Genomic DNA, 19,648 nt, shown 5'->3' on the forward strand with positions numbered 1-19,648 from the left:
CACAGACCGGACAACAACGGCGGATATCGGCGCCCGGACTGCGATCCACCGCGTCGGTGGCCGATCGCGAAGGCTTAGTGTGGGCGCAAGAGTGACCCACAGCGTGGTGGGTCGAGGGGAGTGGCACCGATGGACCGGCGTCCGAGAAGCAGCATTGGACCCGATCTCCGGCCCGCACGTGGCGGCCGGAACGACAGCTCGGCCGTGCCGGGCGGGCAGGCGACCCGGATGCCGGGCAGGGGTGGTGGGGCGACCGGCCCGGACAGCCGGTCCGGCTTCGGGCTTCCGCCGGGCGCCCTCGCCGACGACATCGAGGAGAGCGAGCTCGACGCGGCGGTCCCGAACGCCGAGCGCCTCGTCGCCCAGGCGGTGACGATGGCCGGCGACGACCACGACACGGCGACCCTGGTGGCCCGGTTCTGGCGCTTCGCCCCGGACGAGGATCTCGTCGGGCTCACCCCCGAACAGATGATCACCGCGGCCCGCGAGCACAAGGAGCTCGCCGAGCAGCGGGTGCCGGGCGAGCTGAAGCTGCGTATCCACGAACCCGGACCGGAGCAGCAGCACTCGGTCATCGAGATCGTCACCGACGACATGCCGTTCCTGGTCGACTCGGTGACCGCCCTGCTCACCTCCCGCCACCTGGACGTGCACCTGCTGGCGCACCCGCTGGTCGTGGTCCGGCGCGAGCCGCTGGGACGGCTGACCGAGGTCGCCGCGAACGTCGAGCCGGACGACGCGATCGACGGGGACATCGTCGAGAGCTGGATGCACGTCGAGATCGACCCGGTCCGCGGCGAGGGCGCCCGCGACGAGCTGCGCCGCGAGCTGCAGCGGGTGCTGACCGACGTGCGCGAGGCGGTCGAGGACTGGCAGCGGATGCGCCGGCAGGCGCTGGAGCTGGCCGACGAGCTGGCCGCCGCCCGTACCTCCGACAACCGGCCGCCGGTGCCGGAGAAGGACATCACCGACTCCGTCGAACTGCTGCGCTGGCTGGCGCACGACCACTTCACCTTCCTCGGCTACCGGGAGTACCGCCTCGTCGACGGGGACGCGGTCGACGGGCAGCGGCCCGGCGAGAAGGTGCTGGAACCGGTGCTCGGCACCGGCCTGGGCATCCTGCGCCAGGGCGCAAGCGGCGGGCGGGCGTTGTCGTCGATGCCGGCCGAGGCGCACGACAAGGCGCTGGAGAAGCGGCTGCTGATCATCACGAAGGCGAACTCCCGGGCAACCGTGCACCGCTCGGCGTACCTCGACTACATCGGCTTCAAGGTCTTCAACGACTCCGGCGAGGTGATCGGCGAGCGCCGCTTCCTCGGGCTCTTCTCCACCGCCGCCTACCGCACCAGCGTGCGGGAACTCCCAGTGGTGCGCCGTAAGGTCGCCGAGGTGCTGGAGCGCTCCGGCCTCAGCGAGCGCAGCCACTCCGGCAAGGACCTGCTGCAGATCCTGGAGACCTACCCCCGCGACGAGCTCTTCCAGATCAAGACCGACGACCTCTACCACGCCACGATCGACGTGCTGCGCATGGCGGGCCGCCGGCAACTGCGCGCCTTCGTACGCCGCGACGCGTACGGCCGTTTCGTCTCCTGCCTGATCTACCTGCCGCGGGACCGCTTCACCACCGCGAACCGGCTGCGGATGCAGGACATCCTGCTGGCGGAGCTCAACGGCATCGGCGTCGACTACACCACCCGGGTCACCGAGTCGATGCTGGCGCGGGTGCACTTCATCGTCCGCACCGACCCGGCCGACCCGCCCGGCGAGGTGAACACCGACCTGCTGGTCGAGAAGCTCTCCGACGCGACCCGGCACTGGGACGACGACTACCGCCTGGTGCTGGAACGCAAACTCGGTGACGAGCAGGCCAAGCACCTCTTCACCCGCTACGCCGACGCCTTCCCCGACTCGTACAAGGACGGGCACACCCCGTACGAGACGATGAAGGACCTCGCCAAGCTCGAGCTGCTCGAGGAGCCGGGGCAGCTGGAGATGCACCTGTTCCGCAAGCAGTACCCGCCGCGTGCGGTCCGGGTCCCCGCCAAGCAGGACGTGCGGTTCAAGGTCTACCGCTACGGCGAGCCGATGATGCTCTCCGCCGTGCTGCCGGTGCTGCACTCCCTCGGTGTGCAGGTCGTCGACGAACGACCGTACGAGGTCCAGCGGCGCGACGGCCGGGTCTGGCTCTACGACTTCGGGCTGGAGCTGCCCGCCGGGCACCGCGAGCTGGCCGAGGTCCGCACGAACGTGGAGAACGCCTTCGCCGCCGCCTGGCGCGGTGAGGCCGAGGTGGACGCCTTCAACCAGCTGGTGCTGCACGCCGGGCTCACCTGGCGGCAGGTGGTGGTGCTGCGGGCGTACGCGAAGTACCTGCGCCAGGCCGGCACCGTCTTCTCCCAGGAGTACATGGAGTCGACCTTCGTCACCTACCCGCACCTGGCCGGGCTGCTGGTCGAGCTCTTCGAGGCCCGCTTCGCCCCGGACGGTCCGGCCGACCCGGCCGAGCGCGACGAGCGGGCACGTGAGCTCGTCGACCGCATCGGCGCGGCGCTCGACGACGTGGCCAGCCTCGACCAGGACCGGATCATCCGGGCCTACCTGATGCTGATCCAGGCAACCCTGCGGACCAGCTTCTACCAGCGCAGCGCCGACGGGCGACCCAAGGCGTACGTGGCGTTCAAGCTGGACCCGCAGGCGATCCCGGACCTGCCGCAGCCGCGGCCCAAGTACGAGGTCTTCGTCTACTCGCCGCGCTTCGAGGGCGTGCACCTGCGGTTCGGGCCGGTCGCCCGGGGCGGGCTGCGCTGGTCCGACCGGCGGGAGGACTTCCGTACCGAGGTGCTCGGCCTGGTCAAGGCGCAGATGGTGAAGAACGCCGTCATCGTGCCCGTCGGCGCCAAGGGCGGGTTCGTGCTGAAGCAGAAGCCGGGGGACCGGGACGAGGCCGTCGTCTGCTACCGCGAGTTCATCTCCGCGCTGCTGGACGTCACCGACAACATCGTCGGCGGGCAGCTCGTGCCGCCGGCGGACGTGGTGCGCCACGACGGCGACGACCCGTACCTGGTGGTCGCCGCCGACAAGGGGACCGCGACCTTCTCCGACACCGCCAACGAGATCTCCACCGCGTACGGCTTCTGGCTCGGTGACGCCTTCGCCTCCGGCGGCTCGGCCGGTTACGACCACAAGAAGATGGGCATCACCGCCCGCGGCGCCTGGGAATCGGTCAAGCGGCACTTCCGGGAGCTGGGCCTGGACACCCAGGCCGAGGACTTCACCGTTGTCGGCGTCGGCGACATGTCCGGCGACGTCTTCGGCAACGGCATGCTGCTGTCGGAGCACATCCGGCTGGTGGCCGCCTTCGACCACCGCCACATCTTCCTCGACCCGGACCCGGACGCGGCGGCGTCCTGGGTGGAGCGGCGCCGGCTGTTCGAGCTGCCCCGCTCCTCCTGGGGCGACTACAACCCGGAGCTGATCTCGGCCGGCGGTGGGGTGCACCCGCGCACGGCCAAGTCGATCCCGATCACCGGGCAGGTGCGCGCGCGGCTCGGGCTCGACGAGGACGTCACCGCGCTCTCGCCCCACGAGCTGATCCGGGCGATCCTGACCTCGCCGGTGGACCTGTTCTGGAACGGCGGCATCGGCACGTACGTCAAGGCCTCGTTCGAGACGCACGCCCAGGTCGGGGACAAGGCCAACGACCCGATCCGGGTCGACGGCAAGCAGCTGCGCTGCCGGGTGGTGGGCGAGGGCGGCAACCTCGGCTGCACCCAGCACGGCCGCATCGAGTACGCCCTCGGCGGCGGCCGGGTCTTCACCGACTTCATCGACAACGCGGCCGGGGTCAACTGCTCCGACCGTGAGGTGAACATCAAGATCCTGCTCAACGGGGCGGTCGCCGACGGTGAGCTGGCCCTGCCCGACCGGGACCGGCTGCTGGCCGAGATGACCGACGACGTCGCGGCGCTGGTGCTGCGCGACAACTACGACCAGGCGCGGGCGATCGGCAACTCGCTGGTGCAGGCGCCGTCGCTGCTGCCGGTGCACCGGCGAATGATCGACGATCTGGAGCGCAGCGGGCAGCTGGTGCGGGAGCTGGAGTCGCTCGCCTCCGACGAGGAGCTGGCGGCGCGCGGCAAGGGTCTGACCGCGCCGGAGTTCGCGGTGCTCATGTCCTACATCAAGATCGGGCTGGAGCGGGAGATCCTCACCGACGGCATCGCCGACGAGGAGTGGACCGCCCAGGTGCTGGCGAACTACTTCCCGCCGGCCATGCGCGAGCGGTACGCCGAGCGGATGGCCGGCCACCGGCTGCGCCGTGACATCGTCACGACGGTGCTGGTCAACGAGGCGATCAACCGGGGCGGCATCTCGTTCGTCTTCCGGGTGGTGGAGGAGACCAACGCCTCGCCGGCCGATGTGATCCGGGCCTACGTGGTGGTGCGGGACGTCTTCGGGCTGCGGGAGCTCTGGGCGGCCGCGGAGGCGCTCGACAACGCCGTGCCGACGGCGTTGCAGACGACGGTCTACCTCAACAGCCGCCGGTTGCTCGACCGGGCGGTGCGCTGGCTGGTCACCAACCGGCGTTCACCGCTGGACGTGCCGGCCGAGATCGCCCGGCTGCGGGACGGGGTGGCCCGGCTCCTGCCGGAGCTGGAGCGGCTCTTCCAGGGCGACGAGCGGGCGGCGCTGACCGCCCGGATCGACGAGCTGACCGAGCAGGGCCTGCCGCGGGAGCTGGCCGAACGCAGCACCCGGCTGATGTACGGCTTCGGTCTGCTGGACATCGTGGAGACGGCGGCGCAGACCGGGCGCGACGTGGAGGAGGTGGGCGCGCTCTACTTCGTCCTCTCCGACCGTTTCCGGGTCGACGCGCTGCTGTCGAAGATCTCGCTGCTGCCGCGCGACGACCGGTGGCAGACGCTGGCCCGGATGGCGCTGCGCTACGACCTCTACGCCGCCCTGGCGGCGTTGACCGCGGAGGTGCTCGCGGCGACGGACGCCTCGATGAGCCCGGAGGACCGGGTAGTGCATTGGGAGCAGTTGAACACCACAGCGATCGGGCGTACCCGGCAGGCGATGAGCGAGTTCAAGGACTCCCGCGCCGACCTGGCGGCGTTGTCGGTGCTGCTGCGCCAGATCCGCACCCTGGTGCGCACCTCGGCGGCGGGCTGAGCGCGACCGCTTCCGCGTGCGGTGAGCGAAGACGCGTCCCGGCCCCCGGCGATCAGCCGGGGGCCGGGACGCGTCTCCGGGTGCGGGCGGGGTGGGGCTCAGGGCACGGTGCCCTCGACGGCGGCCGGGCCGTCCTGGTCGAGGTCGCGCCGGGCCCGTGCGAGGTTGTCCGGGGTGAGGTCCTCGCCGCGGGCCCGGACCAGGTCGCCGGGCTCCCAGGGCTGCTCGGCCCCGGTGCGGCCGAGTGTCTCGGTGCCGGGCCTGCCGTAGGCGTCGCCGATGATGTCGTCGTCGCCGAGGTCCTCGCCCGGCGGCAGATCCTGCGGGGCGACGAAGTCCGGCCCCTCCGCGTCGAGGTCGATGCCGTCGTCGGCGAGGAACTGCGGCACCGCGGTGTCGTCCTCGACGGCCGCCGCCACCTCGGGCAGCTCCTCCAGGGGTTCCTCCAGCTCGGGGTACCGCTCGGTCATCTCTGCGCCCTCCTGTCGGCTTTCGCGCCCGTGGTCGGTTCGGCGTGCCGGACACTTCCGGTCCGGCTACCCGTCTGCCGCCCGGGCATGCCGGCCGCGGCCGCCTCGTCGCGCATCCCGCGCACCGCCGCGTACGGGCAAGCGCCCCGGTCGGGCACGCGACAGCGCCCGGGACCTCGAGGTCCCGGGCGCTGCGGTGGGGCGGGTGGCCGGCTCAGAGAGCCACCAGGCGGTCCAGGAAGTCGCGGTAGCGGCGGACTGCCATCCGCAGCTTCTCGGTGTCGTCGGCGCTGCTGCCCTGCCAGTCGCCGAGCTCCTCGCGGCTGCGCTTGAGCGACGCCGCGATCTCGTCGATGGCGCTCTCGACCAGCTCCTGGGCCTCGCCGGCGGCGCCCTTCGGGTCGTCGACGAAGCGCAGCTGCACGTCGCGCCAGCGCTCCTTGAGGTGGGTGCCGGTGCCGGCGGCCAGCAGCGACGGGCCTTCGGAGTGATGCCCGTCGCCGGTCTCGTGCTGCCCGGTGGCGACCCCCGAGTCGGCGACGGACTGCGCCGGCAGTTCGTCGGAGCCGCTGTGGGCGGCGGTGAAGTCGTCGGTGCCCAGCTCCTCGGAGTTCGCCGGGTCGGTGTGCCGGTCGGTCGTGGTGGTGTCGATGCCCCGGCCGAGGGCCGGGTCCCGGTCGGCGGCGTCCGTGTCGGCGACCCGGTCGGCCGTCGCCGCCTCGGTGGCGCCGTCGCGCCGGCCGTCGCCGACCGCCACGGTGCTGTCGTCGTTCGGGTCCGGCTGGACGTCCGTACGCGGGTTCGCCAGCGCCGAGGCGGCGACATCCTCGCCGACGCTGGTGGCGCCGAAGGTGGTGGACGCCGGCGCCGGCTCGTGGAACGTCACGTCGTCGTCACGTCGTACGCCGTCGGCGTCGTACTCGCCGGAGTGGTCCCGGTCGTACGAGCCGCGGTCGTCGACGGTCTCCTGGGTCAGCCCGTCGGTGTGCTCGTCCCGGTCGGGGTCCTGCGAGGTCGCGGCCACCGGCACCGGGGTGGAGCGGACCGTCTCGGGGTGCTCGTCGCGGGTCTGTTCGTCCTGGTAGCGCATGGTGGTGTCTCCTAGCGGCTCGTGGCGTCCTGGGGACGGTCGGGGTGGTCGCTGCTGGTCTCCTGCGGTACGGGCTGCTCGCCGAGCAGGTCGGCGAAGAGCGCGCGGTAGTGCACGACGGCCTGGCGCAGCTCCTCGGTGCCGGCCTCGCCGCGGGCGTTGCGCAGCTGGATGTCGTGGGCCTCGCGGTAGTGGGTCAGGGTGCGGGAGTGCTCGACGGAGAGGTGTTCGAGCTGGCTGGAGTAGTCCTCCGTCGGGTATCCGCGTTCGGAGATCAGCCGGGTGACGAGTTCGTCGGCCTCGGCGACGGCTTCGGCGGGGGAGTCGACGAAGCGGGCCTGGATCTCCTCCCAGTCGTGGGCGTAGCGGGCCCTGGCCTCGGGAGCGAGTTCGGTGAGCTCGAGTTCGGCGTGGCGCCGCTCCCGGGCTCGCAGCTCACGCGCGGCGGCCGAGGCGCTCTCCTGCTCGGCCAGCCGGTCGTACTCCGGCCCGAAACGCTGACGCAGTGATCTGCGGCGCATGACGACGACGGCGACGGCGATCAGGGCGGCGACGACCAGTACGGCGAGAACTATGACGATTACCTGCGATGACGACATGGTTCCTCCTTCGGTTCTCCTGCTATTCCCGCGCAAGGGTGGTCGCCAATCCCCGATCGTCGTTTCTTTGCCGCAGTGGTATCGCAAAAAGCGACACAGCGTGACGAAACGGAAGCGCGCCGTGGCTCCTTGGCGAGGTGGTGGTGGCGTGCCTGGGCGGCGGGGGTCGCGGGCTCGACCTGCGACCACGGCAGGATCTTGATTGGATCGAGGAGGATTCGACGGGCGGGACGAAGGAGGCGGGCGTGGCTCGTGCCGAAAGCGAACTGGTCTTTCTGGGCTGTTACACCCCGCAGGGCGGTGGCCGTGGCGAGGGGGTGGTCCTGGCGCGGCGGGATCCGGTCGGCGGCGGCCTCACCGTGGTCGGGACTGCCGCCGTCACCGAGTCGCCCTCCTATCTGGCCCGCCATCCGCGACTGCCGGTGCTCTACGCGGTCAACGAGCGCCGCGACGGCGCTGTCAGCGCCTGGCGTTTCGACGCCGACGGTGCGCTGACGCCGTTGGCGGTGCGCGACACCGGCGGGGAGGAGCCGTGTCATCTCGCTGTCTCGCCCGACGGCGGCCACCTCTTCGTGGCGAACTACGGCAGCGGCAGCGTCGCCGTGCATCCCCTTGACGATCAGGGCGTGCCCGGCGAGCGCAGTGACCTGCTGCGGCACGCCGGGCACGGGGCGGACCCGGACCGTCAGGCCGGGCCGCACGCGCACCAGGTCTGTCCCGGCGCCGACAGCGCCTCGCTGCTCGTCGTCGATCTCGGCATCGACCTGGTCGGCCGCTACCGGCTGGACCGGGCGACCGGCCGGCTCAGCGCCACCGGTGAACCGCTCCGCCTGCCGGCCGGGACCGGGCCGCGGCACCTGGCGCGACACCCCGACGGGCGGCGGGCGTACGTCGCCGGCGAGCTGGACGGCACCGTCACCGAGATCGTCTTCGGCGCCGACGGCGGGCTGCGCGCCGGAGCCCGGGTGCCGGCGAGCGATCGCGGCGGGCACGTGCAGCCCTCCGGGATCGCGGTCGGGGCGGACGGGCGCTTCCTCTATCTGGCGAATCGGGGCGTCGGCACTGTCACTGTCTTCGATCTGACAGATGTCGACCCGCGGCATCTGGACGAGGTGGAGACCGGGGGTGAGTGGCCGCGTCAGTTCGCCTTCGCCGGGTCCCATCTCTACGTCGCCGACGAGCGGGCCCACCAGATCCGGGTCTTCGCCCTCGACCCCTCGACCGGGGTGCCGCGGCCCTGCGGTGAACCGGTCGAGGTGCCGAGTCCGACCTGCGTGCTGCCCGTCTGAGTGGTCCGGTCCGCGCCGCGGGCCGCCGCTGCCGGCCGGTGTGGCGGAGGTCGGCGGGCCGGCGGCCGGTGGCGCTTCATCCGGAAAGATCAGGTAAAGATGATCTAGAGTGGGCTACCGGCCGTTTTGGCGACATTGAGAAACCGCTCGGTAACCAAAAGTCACTGTGTGTCGATCAACTGTTTCTGGCGGGTAACTTTCGTCCGAACGGATATGGCACAGCGCCGCAACGGTCCGCAAGATGGTCACGTGTCTGGCCGCCATCGCATGAACTCAAAGATCCGCGGAGCCGGCGTCATCGCGGCTACGTTGGTGCTCGCCGTCGTCGCCGCCGGATCGTGGTTCGCCCTGCGCGGACTCACCGGCGCCTCCTGTTCCGGCGAGGTGCCCCTCGCCCTGGCCGCCGCCCCCGAGATCGCGCCGGCGATCCAGGCAGCGGCCGATGAGTGGATGTCCACAGGTGCCGCCGTCGACGGCACCTGTGTCAAGGTCGTCGTCGAAGCGTCCGATTCGGTCGACGTCGCGGCGGCCGTCGCCGGCAAGCACGGCGCCAGCCTTTCCGGCGTCGGGCAGGCCAGTGGCACCGCCACCACGCCCGACGTCTGGGTGCCGGACTCCTCCACCTGGCTGGTCCGGCTGACCAGCGGTGGCGCGGCGGCCTTCGACCCGGGAAACGGCGCCTCCGTGGCGCGCAGCCCGGTCGTGGTGGCGATGCCCGAGCCGGTCGCCACCGGTCTCGGCTGGCCGGAGGAGACCCCTTCCTGGTCCGACCTGCTCCAGGGGATCACCAAGGGGACCAAGCTGCGGGCCGGCATCGTCGACCCGACCCGGGACGCCGCCGGTCTCTCCGCCCTGCTGGCGCTGACCAGCGCCGCGGCGCAGAGCGCCGGCGGCAACGTCCAGTCGGCGACCACCGGCGCACTGCGGGCGCTGGCGACCGGCCGCTCCGCCCTGCGGGAGGACCTGGTCGCCAAGTTCCCCCGCTCCTCGGACGCCTCCACGGTGGCGCAGGCGCTGAGCATGGCGCCGCTGTCGGAGGAGGACGTCATCGCCTACAACGCCAAGAAGCCGCCGATCCCGCTGGCCGCGCTCTACCTGACCCCCGAGCCGGTGGCCCTGGACTACCCGTACGCGGTGCTGCCCGGCCTCGACCCGGTCAAGAATTCGGCGGCGAAGGGCCTCTTCGACCGCCTGGGCACCGACGCCTTCAAGGACCGGCTGGCCGCGCAGGGGCTGCGCGCCGCCGACGGCAGCTGGGGTGGCGGCTTCTCGGCGCCCCAGGGCGCTCCCAGCCCGTCCGCCGGGGCGCCGCAGCCGATGGCGAGCGACGGGCCGGACAAGGGGGGCGTGGACCCGAAGGTGCTCGAGCAGGTCGTCACCGGCTGGTCGATCACCACCCAGTCGGGGCGGATGCTCGCGGTCATCGACGTCTCCGGTTCGATGAACCAGCAGGTGCCCGAGGCCAACGGGGCGACCCGCGCCGAGGTCACCGCCGCCGCCGCCCGGCGCGGCCTGGCGCTCTTCGACGACAGCTGGGCGCTCGGCCTCTGGATCTTCTCCACCAAGCTGGATGGCAACCGCGACTACCGGGAGCTGGTCGGCATCGGCCCGCTCTCGGCGCAGCGCAGCGAGCTGGAGCGTGCACTGCCCCAGGTGCGGCCCAAGGACGGCAGCCGCACCGGCCTCTACGACACCGTGCTCGCCGCCTACAAGGAGGTGCAGAACGGCTGGGAGCCGGGCCGGGTCAACTCGATCGTGCTCTTCACCGACGGGCAGAACGAGGACGACCCGGGGGGCCTCACCCGCGCCAAGCTCCTCTCCGAACTGGAGCGGCTCAAGGATGACGAGCGCCCGATCCAGCTGGTCTTCATCGGCATCGGGGCCGACGTCAACGAGGGCGAACTGAAGTCGATCGTCAAGTCCAGCGGCGGAACGGGCGGCGTATTCATCACCCAGGACCCGACCGACATCGGCGACATCCTGCTGCGGGCGATCTCGATGCGCGGCACCCCGGGCAGCTGACCCGCGGCCACTGCGCCGTCGGCGAACCACCGCCACAGCCCCCACGACTCGTGTCGCGGGGGCTGTGGCCGTCCCGGGCCCGGGACGTACCCATGACGGCGCCACCGTCGGTGACCACCTGTTTCTCCCGGCGAATGCCCAGCCGGACCGGATCTCCCGTGGTCCGCGATCGTTGTCTCCTCTGGCGGCCCGGCCGGCATCCGGCCGGCCGCCGCAGATCCACATACGAAGCGATTCGCGGCTGATCCGGCGAACTGCCCTTGTTGCGGGGTTTTCTGCGCGATGATGAGCGGGTCCCGCTGTCCGTCCGCGCCCGCCTGCCCGGGGACCGCGGCTCGCATGTGCGAACAGGGAGGGGCCGGTGACGAGTGGCACCATGCTGAGTCCTGCGACGGTGCCCGCCGCCGCGGGCAGGTCACGGGTCACCATGAGGATGTCGCAACGACCGTACGTGCGCGCAGTCGTCCTGCTGGACGCCGCGGTCATCGCTCTGGCCGTCGGCGGCGGCTACCTGGCCCGCTTCGGCGGGGACGAGCAGAGCACCGGCGGCTCCGAGATCCCCTACGCCGTCGTCGCGCCCGCCCTGGTGCTGATCTGGCTGCTCACCCTCAAGATGCTGCGCTGCTACGACAACCGGGTGCTCGGTTACGGCGCCGACGAGTACCGGCGGGTCTCGGTGGCGAGTTTCCGGCTCGCCGGCGGTGTCGCCATCGCCGGGTACCTCGCCGATGTGGGAGTCTCCCGGGGCTTCCTCGGCATCTGCTTCATCACCGGCACCGTCGCCCTGGTCGGCACCCGCTTCCTCGCCCGCAAGTGGCTGCACCGGGCCCGCAGACGCGGCGCGGGCTGGTGCCGACGGGTGCTCGCCGTCGGGGACACCGCGCACGTGCTGGAGTTGGTGCATACGTTGCGGCGTGAGCCGTACGCGGGTTATCAGGTGGTGGGGGCGTGTATTCCGGACGCGCTGTTGGCGCCGGTGCCGCAGCGCCTCGGCGACGTGCCCGTGGTCGGGTCGTTCAGCGGCATCCTGGACGCCGCGCGCGCTGCTGAGGCGGACACGGTGGCGGTCACCGGTTCCGCCGAGTTGACGGCGACGCGGTTGCGTCGTCTGGGTTGGCAGTTGGAGGGGACTGACATCGATCTGGTGTTGGCGCCGGCGTTGACGGATGTGGCGGGGCCGCGGATCCATACCCGGCCGGTGGCGGGGCTGCCGTTGATCCATGTGGAGGCGCCGGAGTTCCGGGGCGCCCGGAAACTGGTGAAGGGGTTCGTCGACCGTTCCATCTCCGCGGTGGTGCTCGCCTGCGCGCTGCCACTGATGATCATCATCGCCCTGGCGATCAAGCTGGACAGCCGCGGGCCGGTCCTGTTCCGCCAGGTACGGGTGGGGCAGGGCGGGCGTGAGTTCGGCGTCTACAAGTTCCGCACCATGGTCACCAACGCCGACGCGCTCCTGGCCGAGCTCGCCGCCCGCAACGAGACCGACGGGCTGCTGTTCAAGATCCGCGACGATCCGCGGGTCACCCGGGTCGGGCGCTATCTGCGCAAGCGGTCGCTGGACGAGCTGCCGCAGCTGCTCAACGTCCTGCTCGGCCAGATGAGCCTGGTCGGCCCCAGGCCACCGCTGCCCACCGAGGTGGCCCGCTACGACGGCGACGTCGCCCGCCGGCTGCTGGTCAAGCCCGGCATCACCGGGCTGTGGCAGGTCAGTGGCCGCTCCGACCTGCCCTGGGAGGACGGGATCCGGCTGGACCTCTACTACGTCGAGAACTGGTCACTCGCCAGCGACCTGACGATCCTCTGGAAGACTCTCGGCGCGGTACTGCACGGCCGCGGCGCGTACTGATCCGGGTGGGCGCCGCGACCCCGGTGCGGGTCGGCCGACGCGCACCCGTCCGGGCCGGGGCCTCACGGCTGCGGCCCGCTCCAGTCCAGGCAGACCACCACCGCGTCGTCGACCAGATCGGTGCCGACGAAGGCCCGCAGATCGCCCAGGATCGAGCGGACCGCCTGCATCGGCGCCATCGCCGCCGTGCGCCGCAGGAACCGCGCCAGCGCGGCGTCGCCGTAACGCCCGGCGGCCGCCGTCGCCTCGGTCACCCCGTCACTGACGACGAAGAGCCGGTCGCCGACCCGCAGGTCGAAGTGCTGCGCCTCGTACCGGGTGCCGTCGAACATGCCCAGCGGCAGCTGCGCCTCCAGCTTCTGGTGGGTGACCTCGCCGTCGCGCAGCAGCAGCAGCCGTGGCGAGCCGGCGTCCACCGCGGTGACCCGCCCGGTACGCAGCTCGACGCCGAGCAGCAGCACCGAGACGTGCTGCTCGCCCCGGTGGAAGGAGTAGAGCGCCTGGTCGGCCAGCTCCGCCTGGTCGGCCAGGTCGACACCGGCCCGGCGGGCGTTGCGCAGCGCGTTGACCGCCAGCGTGGTCAGCGCCGAGGCCGCGGTCCCCTCGCCCATGCCGTTGAGCACCGAGAGCCAGAGCCGCTCGCCGTTGTCGGACCAGTCGAAATTGTCACCCCGGACCGCGTACGCCGGTTCGAGCTGCCCGGCGAGGCTGAACGACGGGCGGACCCGGCTGCGGCCGGGCAGCAGCTCCCACTGCATCTCCGCGGCCAGGGTCAGCCGCCGGCTGCGCGCGGCGACGGTGTACCGGTCGGTGCCGGTGCCCGCGGCGGCCAGCTCGTGGGCGAGCAGCCGGGCCACCTCCACCAGCTCGCCCAGCAGCTCCGGCTCGCTCGGCACCGGCGTGACCCGCAGCACCCCGGTCCGCTCGCCGCGCACCGTCACCGGGAAGTAGCCGACGCCGTCGGCGAGGGCCGGTGACTGGTGGTCGAAGCAGTGCCATGCCGGATGGCCCGCCGACGAGACCGGCTCACCGCCGCGCAGCGGCAGCAGCGTGGACAACCGGTAGTCGACCTGCAGGAGTTCGGCCCCGGTGATCCCGTACGAGCGGCGAAGCTCCTCCTCGAGCCGCTCCACGAGCAGATCCACCGGAGCCGCGGTCAGCGTGTCGCACACTCGTGATGTCCGCTCGTCCATGATTTCCATCCCCCTCGCCGACCCGGCCGTTGCCAGGTTCGGAGTATTCTCGGCCTCACCATGGCTGACAAACGCAGTCTGAGCGGACCAGACGAGAACATGGCCGCCGCGATTGACGCGGTCGGCGGCAGCCTGCTGTCGGTCTGGGACGTCGCCCGGGAGCGGACGACAAGCAGGCTCTCCAGCTCCCAGCTGCGCGCCGTCGTCGCCGTCGAGCAGCAGCAGGGCATCAACCTGCGCGGGCTCGCCGAGGCCCTCGGCATGCTGGTCTCCTCGGCCAGCCGGCTCTGCGACCGGCTGGTCGCCGCGGGCATGCTGCAACGCGAGTCGAGCCGCCTCGACCGGCGCGAGATCTCACTGCACCTGACCGCCGAGGGTGAGGCGCTCCTCACCGAGCTGCGCGCCGAGCGGCGCAGCGAGCTCGCCCGGGTCCTGGCCGAGATGACCCCGGCCGGCCGGCAGGCGCTGCTGCGCGGTCTCTCCGAGTTCGCCGCCGCGACCGAGGTGCTCCAGAGCGACCAGGAAGGGCTCGCCACCCCGTCGTCGCTGGCCCACACCGCCTGAACCCAGGCCGGGCACCCCCGCTCCCGATACGATCCGAGACCGGTCCCTGTGCAGGCGGGTACCCGGAATCGGACAGGGGAGGGAATGCGGGTGCCCAGAGGCGGATCGGCGGCACACCGCTGGTACAGCGTCGTCGTCTTCGTGGTGCTCGCCTCGCTGGACAACGTGGCGATCGCCCTGGTGCCGCCCCTCTACGAGTCGATCTCCGTCGACCTGGCGGTGCCCAAAGCCATGATCGGCGCGGTCACCGCCGCCGGCTACCTGGTCAGCGCGGTGGCCGCCGTGGTGTGGGCGTACGTCGGAGACCGGACCAACCGCAAGCCGCTGCTGATGGCCGGCACCCTGCTCTGGGCCGCGGGCACCGCCGGCACCGGTCTCGCCGGCGGCTACTGGACCTTCCTCGCCGCCCAGTTGATCGCCGCGGTCGGGCTGGGCGCGGTGGGGTCGGTCGGCTTCTCCGTCGTCACCGATCTCGTCGCACCGCGCCGCCGCGGCCTGGTGCTGAGCTTCTGGGGACTCTCCCAGGGGGTCGGCACCCTCACGGGCACCCTCGCCGGCGGTCTGCTCGGGGCGACCGACTGGCGCCGGCCCTTCCTGGTGCTCACCGTGGCCGGCCTCGTCGCCACCGTCGCGTACCTGTTCACGTACGACATCCGGCGCGGTCAGAGCGAACCCGAACTCGCCGGGGTGCTCGCCGCCGGTGGTGACTACGACTACCGGATCAGCCGCGCCGACGTGCGCCGCATCATCGACCGGCGGACCAACGTCTGGCTGATCCTGCAGGGGGTCAGCGCGCAGGCCGCGTTCGGTTCGATGGTCTGGCTGCCGGTGCTCTTCAGCGAGCGGGCCCTCTCCCAGGGCTACTCGCTGCCGACGGCGACCATGGTCGGCAGCATCTTCGCCACGCTCTTCCAGCTCGGTGCCGCCCTCTCGATCGTCGGCGGGCTGCTCGGCGACGTGTTACAGCGGCGCAACCCACGCGCGAGGGCACTGGTGGCCGCGGTCGGAATCCTCGCCGCGGTGCCGTTCTACCTGGTGCTCTTCTTCGTGCCGATGCGGATCGAGGTTCCCGACGGCGCCGGCGTCGGCGCGACCGTCACCGCAGTGCTGGCCAATGTCTTCACCGAGCCCACGGTGGGGCTCAGTCTCGTCGCGGCGCTGGTGGCACTCGCCCTGACCTCGGCGAACTCACCCAACTGGTTCGCTCTGATCGCAGACGTCAACCCGCCCGAGCACCGGGGCACTGTCTACAGCCTCGGCAACCTCGCCAACGGGGTGGGCCGGTCGGCGGGCAACTCGCTGGTCGGGGCCGCCTTCGACGCCCTGCGCACCGCCTTCCCGCCGCCGCTGAACTACGCGGTCGGGCTCGCCGCGTTCCAGCTCTTCTTCCTGCCGACCGGCGTCATGTACTGGCTGGCCTCACGTACCTCACCCCGCGACATCGGCGCGGTGCGCCGGCTGCTCGCCGAGCGGGCCGTGCTGCACGTGGCGGCGTCGCGACCGGTGCCGCCGGATCCGGCCGGCCCGCCGCGGTCGTCATCGGTGCCGTCCCCGCCCGCCACCGCGCCGCCGGCCGAGGGTGACGACGCCGGCAGGGCCGGCTGAGGCGCCCCGCCGATCCTCCGTTCGGGCAGGTCGGGCCGCCGAGCGGTGCGACCTGGTGACAGCAATCCGTCGATGGGTGCGGGACACCCACCGCCATCGGTGAAGCTGTCGGAGTCGTCCGGGCGGGTGCTCTCCACAGGGGATCGAGCGATCGCCGCCGCCCGGAGGCGAGGGGAGACCCGTCATGTCGGTGGCCTTGCTCGATCCGGCGACCAGTCCGGCGCAGGACGTCCCGGGAATGCCACCGGAGGCCAGGGGCAGCCAGCGGGTGCCCACCGGCCGGCTGATGCTCGTCGACGCCCTCGTGCTCGTCGCGGCGGCGCTCGGCGGCTACTTCGCCCGGTTCGGGCCGCCGGAGGACGGGTCGGACGTCCCGTACCTGATCGTGGGGGCCGGGCTGGTCGGGGCCTGGCTGATCTCGCTCAAGCTGCTGCGCTGCTACGACGACCGGGTACTCGGCTACGGCGCCGACGAGTACCGCCGCATCACCGTCGCCGGGATGCGGCTCGCCGCGGCGGTCGCGATCGCCGGCTACGTCCTCGACGTCGGCGTCTCCCGGGCGTTCCTGGCGCTCAGCATCGGAATGGGCACCGCCGGGCTGCTGGTGGCGCGGTTCGCGGCGCGCAAACGGCTGCACCGGCTGCGCCGCCGGGGCGCGGGCTGGTGCCGGCGGGTGCTCGCCGTCGGCGACATCGCGCACGTGCTGGAGCTGGTGCACACGTTGCGGCGTGAGCCGTACGCGGGTTATCAGGTGGTGGGGGCCTGTATTCCGGATGCGTTGCTGGCGCCGGTGCCGCAGCGCCTCGGTGACGTGCCGGTGGTGGGGTCCTTCTCGGCCATTCTCGAGGCGGCCGAGACGATCGGGGCGGACACGGTGGCCGTGACCGGTTCCGCCGAGTTGACGGCGACGCGGTTGCGGCGTCTGGGCTGGCAGTTGGAGGGGACTGACATCGATCTGGTGTTGGCGCCGGCGTTGACGGATGTGGCGGGGCCGCGGATCCATACCCGGCCGGTGGCGGGGCTGCCGTTGATCCATGTGGAGGCGCCGGAGTTCCGGGGCGCCCGGAAACTGGTCAAGGCCCTCATCGACCGGTCGGCGGCGCTCGCGGTGCTCACCGTCGCCGCGCCGATGCTCCTGCTGATCGCCGTGGTGATCAAGCTCGACACCCGTGGTCCGTTGCTCTTCCGCCAGGTGCGCATCGGCCAGCACGGGCGCGAGTTCGGCGTCTACAAGTTCCGCACCATGGTCACCAACGCCGACGCGCTCCTGGCGCAGCTCGTCGGCCACAACGAGACCGACGGGCTGCTCTTCAAGATCCGCGACGATCCGCGGGTCACCCGGACCGGCCGGTTCCTGCGCAAGTGGTCGCTGGACGAGCTGCCGCAGCTGCTCAACGTCCTGCTCGGCCAGATGAGCCTGGTCGGCCCCCGGCCCCCGCTGCCTTCGGAGGTCGCCCGCTACAGCGGTGACGTCCGACGCCGGCTGCTGGTCAAGCCGGGCATGACAGGGCTCTGGCAGGTCAGTGGCCGCTCCGACCTGCCCTGGGAGGACGGCGTCCGGCTGGACCTCTACTACGTCGAGAACTGGTCGCTGGCCGCCGACATCAGCATCCTGTGGAAGACGGTGGGGGCGGTGCTGGGCAGCCGCGGCGCGTACTGACGCCGCTGCCGGACGCGATGACGAGGCTCGACGAGCGCGGGCCGGCCCGTCCGGGCCGGCCGGTGATGGTGATCTCCACCGTTGTTCTCGTGCGTCTACGGCGTGCTCTGGTCGTCGGCGGGGAGGGCCGGCGCCGGCACCACCACCGCGCCGACCCGCTCCACCGCATCGACCATCGAGGTAGCCACGGTCGGCGGGGTCACCACGGTCGTCGGGGCCACCGCGCTCAGCGAGGTCGTCGCGGGCAGGGGCACCGACGGCGGCGGCGTGACGGGCGTGGGCCGCGCCGGAGCGCGGAGCCGGGTACGCGCCGCACCGGCCAGCAGCCGGCAGGCGAACGGAATGTCGTGCACCACGTATCGCCGGCCGAGTCGCTGCGGTTCGGCCAGGAGGCGGTGCATCCATTCCAGACCGGTCTGCTGCATCCACCGCGGCGCCCGCCGGTGTACCCCGGCGACGAATCCGATGGCGGCGCCGCAACCGAGAAACCAGCTCGTCCGCAGCATCGGCCGCAGCCGGGCGATGACCCGTTCCTGTTTCGGAAAGCCCAGGCCGACGTAGACCAGGTCCGGGCGGGCCGCGGCGACCTCGTCGCAGACGCGGTCGAATTCCTCGGGCCGGGTGTCGAAACCGAATGCCGGGCTGAGGTGACCGGCGAAGCGCAACTGCGGAAAACGTCCCCGCAGCACCGTCTCGGCCTGTGCGGCGGTGCCCGGTTTTCCGCCGAGCAGGTAGACCGACCGCTCCTGTTCGGCGAGCGCCGCCGAGAGGCTCCAGATCAGGTCGGAGCCGGGTACCCGCGCGGGCAGTGGCCGGCCGGCGAGGCGGCTGGCCCAGATCAGCGGGGTGCCGTCGGCCACCACGATGCTCGCCGCGTCGACGTGTCGCCGGGACTCGGCGTCGCGCTTCACCCGGCGCAGGATGTCGACGTTCGGCGTGATTATCTGGCCGCCTCGGCCGGCGCCCAGTTCCCGCATGACGTGGCGCAGCACGTCATCTTCGCGAACCGGGTCGAAACCGATTCCGGAAATGACGACCCGGCTCCGCTGCTGCGGAATTCCTGCACGTGGGAACATGCCTGCAATCTATCGATGCCGAGGCTCGGAACAATGCCGTCCAGCTGTCGGCTACGCGATATCGGATCCCCCATTCGGCCGGTTGTCGTTGAGCATTTCGCCTGGTCATTATGGTCGCGTGCGGATCAGTGTCGTCATGCCTGCCTTCAATGAGGCCTCGGGGATCGGCTCGGTATTGCGGACGCTGCTCGCGTCACCGGAATTCGGGTCGGACATGGAGATCGTCGTGGCGGCCAACGGCTGCACCGACGACACCGCCGCGATAGCGCGGTCCTACGGCGTACGGGTGGTGGAGATCGCCACGGCGTCCAAGGCGGCGGCGCTCAACGCCGGTGACGAGGTGGCCACCGGCGAGGTGCGGATCTATCTGGACGCCGATGTGCCCGCCGGTGCCGGGCTGCTGCGTGAGCTCGCCGCGGCGCTGGCGGAGCCCGGTGTCGCCGCGGCGGTGCCCCGGCCGCAGGTCGACACCACCGGCAGCAGCTGGCCGGTCCGGGCCTACTACGAGATCAATTCTCGGCTGCCGGTATTTCGCGGCCGGCTCTTCGGGCGCGGGGTGATCGGCCTCTCGGCCGCCGGGCGGGCGCGTTTTTCCCGCTTCCCGGATCTCATCGCGGACGACATGTTCCTGGACGCGGTCTTCGCCGCCGACGAGAAGCGCGAGATCGGCGCCGCCGTGCGGGTGCTGCCGCCGAGGCGCGCCGCGGACCTGGTCAACCGGGTGGCGCGGGCCCGGGCAGGCAACGCCGAGTTCTGGCAGTTCATGCGGTCGACGCCGCAGGAGCATCGCGGATCCCCGGATCCCGTGCCGGAGGCGAGTTCGTTCTCCTGGCTGCGGGACGTGCTGCTGCGTTCGCCGCGGCTGCTGCCGGCGGCGGCCTGCTACGTCCTGGTGGTGCTGCTGGCAGAGGGCCGGCGCCGTCGGTCCGGGTGGAGCGCGCGGTCCGGCTGGGGGCGGCCGGCCGCTCCGGGGGGCGGCGGTACGGCCCTGGATGGCTGAAATCTGATCAAGATAATTGCGCGCCACCATTCTAGGTGGCATTTATTCGGATTCTTGAG

12 protein-coding genes and 1 pseudogene are annotated in these 19,648 nt (G+C 71.9%); 8 read left to right on the forward strand and 5 right to left on the reverse strand.

Annotated elements, in window-relative coordinates; genetic code table 11:
• Positions 1-129: 129 nt before the first annotated feature.
• Positions 130-5,175, forward strand: a complete 5,046-nt coding sequence (locus ACK8GG_RS15565; RefSeq protein WP_440351614.1) for an NAD-glutamate dehydrogenase — start codon at positions 130-132, stop codon at positions 5,173-5,175.
• Between the two features lie 98 nt (positions 5,176-5,273).
• On the opposite strand, the gene ACK8GG_RS15570 is transcribed toward ACK8GG_RS15565, so the two are convergent.
• From ACK8GG_RS15570 to ACK8GG_RS15580, 3 genes are all read right to left on the reverse strand, one after another.
• The gene (locus ACK8GG_RS15570) at positions 5,274-5,645 is read right to left on the reverse strand and encodes a hypothetical protein (RefSeq protein ID WP_440355120.1); all 372 of its coding nucleotides are present in this window, start codon (positions 5,643-5,645) and stop codon (positions 5,274-5,276) included.
• A gap of 214 nt (positions 5,646-5,859) precedes the next feature.
• A complete protein-coding gene (locus tag ACK8GG_RS15575) occupies positions 5,860-6,735 on the reverse strand; it encodes a hypothetical protein (RefSeq protein WP_440356647.1) in 876 nt (291 codons plus the stop codon).
• Between the two features lie 11 nt (positions 6,736-6,746).
• Positions 6,747-7,334 (reverse strand): hypothetical protein, encoded by a 588-nt coding sequence (locus ACK8GG_RS15580; protein ID WP_440351611.1) that lies wholly within the window; start codon positions 7,332-7,334, stop codon positions 6,747-6,749.
• Between the two features lie 245 nt (positions 7,335-7,579).
• On the opposite strand from ACK8GG_RS15580, the gene ACK8GG_RS15585 reads away from it, so the two are divergent.
• The 3 genes from ACK8GG_RS15585 (at position 7,580) to ACK8GG_RS15595 (ending at position 12,491) form a co-directional block, all read left to right on the forward strand.
• Complete coding sequence (locus ACK8GG_RS15585) at positions 7,580-8,623, forward strand: lactonase family protein (protein WP_440351610.1); 1,044 nt, start codon at positions 7,580-7,582, stop codon at positions 8,621-8,623.
• 267 nt (positions 8,624-8,890) lie between these two features.
• The gene (locus tag ACK8GG_RS15590; protein ID WP_440355122.1) at positions 8,891-10,645 is read left to right on the forward strand and encodes a VWA domain-containing protein; all 1,755 of its coding nucleotides are present in this window, start codon (positions 8,891-8,893) and stop codon (positions 10,643-10,645) included.
• 361 nt (positions 10,646-11,006) lie between these two features.
• Positions 11,007-12,491 carry a sugar transferase gene (locus ACK8GG_RS15595; protein WP_440356648.1) on the forward strand — a complete coding sequence of 495 codons (1,485 nt, stop codon included), beginning with the start codon at positions 11,007-11,009 and terminating at the stop codon, positions 12,489-12,491.
• A 62-nt stretch (positions 12,492-12,553) separates the two neighbouring features.
• Here the strand turns inward: ACK8GG_RS15595 and ACK8GG_RS15600 are convergent, their stop codons facing one another.
• Positions 12,554-13,684 carry a PP2C family protein-serine/threonine phosphatase gene (locus ACK8GG_RS15600; protein WP_440351607.1) on the reverse strand — a complete coding sequence of 377 codons (1,131 nt, stop codon included), beginning with the start codon at positions 13,682-13,684 and terminating at the stop codon, positions 12,554-12,556.
• Between the two features lie 60 nt (positions 13,685-13,744).
• Between ACK8GG_RS15600 and ACK8GG_RS15605 the strand changes: the two genes are divergently transcribed.
• The 3 genes and pseudogenes from ACK8GG_RS15605 (at position 13,745) to ACK8GG_RS15615 (ending at position 17,513) form a co-directional block, all read left to right on the forward strand.
• Entirely contained in the window at positions 13,745-14,248 is a 504-nt protein-coding gene (locus ACK8GG_RS15605) for a MarR family winged helix-turn-helix transcriptional regulator (RefSeq protein WP_440351606.1), read from the forward strand.
• An 84-nt stretch (positions 14,249-14,332) separates the two neighbouring features.
• A pseudogene (locus tag ACK8GG_RS15610) lies at positions 14,333-15,724 on the forward strand (MFS transporter); the annotation flags it as partial.
• Between the two features lie 367 nt (positions 15,725-16,091).
• Positions 16,092-17,513: a sugar transferase gene (locus tag ACK8GG_RS15615; RefSeq protein WP_440356706.1), complete on the forward strand. Its 1,422-nt coding sequence runs from the start codon at positions 16,092-16,094 to the stop codon at positions 17,511-17,513.
• Positions 17,514-17,608: 95 nt separating this feature from the next.
• Here the strand turns inward: ACK8GG_RS15615 and ACK8GG_RS15620 are convergent, their stop codons facing one another.
• A complete protein-coding gene (locus tag ACK8GG_RS15620; RefSeq protein WP_440356649.1) occupies positions 17,609-18,589 on the reverse strand; it encodes a WecB/TagA/CpsF family glycosyltransferase in 981 nt (326 codons plus the stop codon).
• On the opposite strand from ACK8GG_RS15620, the gene ACK8GG_RS15625 reads away from it, so the two are divergent.
• Entirely contained in the window at positions 18,588-19,589 is a 1,002-nt protein-coding gene (locus ACK8GG_RS15625) for a glycosyltransferase (RefSeq protein WP_502216356.1), read from the forward strand. The genes ACK8GG_RS15620 and ACK8GG_RS15625 overlap by 2 nt on opposite strands.
• Positions 19,590-19,648: the final 59 nt, after the last annotated feature.

Source organism: Melissospora conviva, from assembly GCF_049523535.1.
Taxonomy (GTDB): Bacteria; Actinomycetota; Actinomycetes; order Mycobacteriales; family Micromonosporaceae; genus Melissospora; species Melissospora conviva.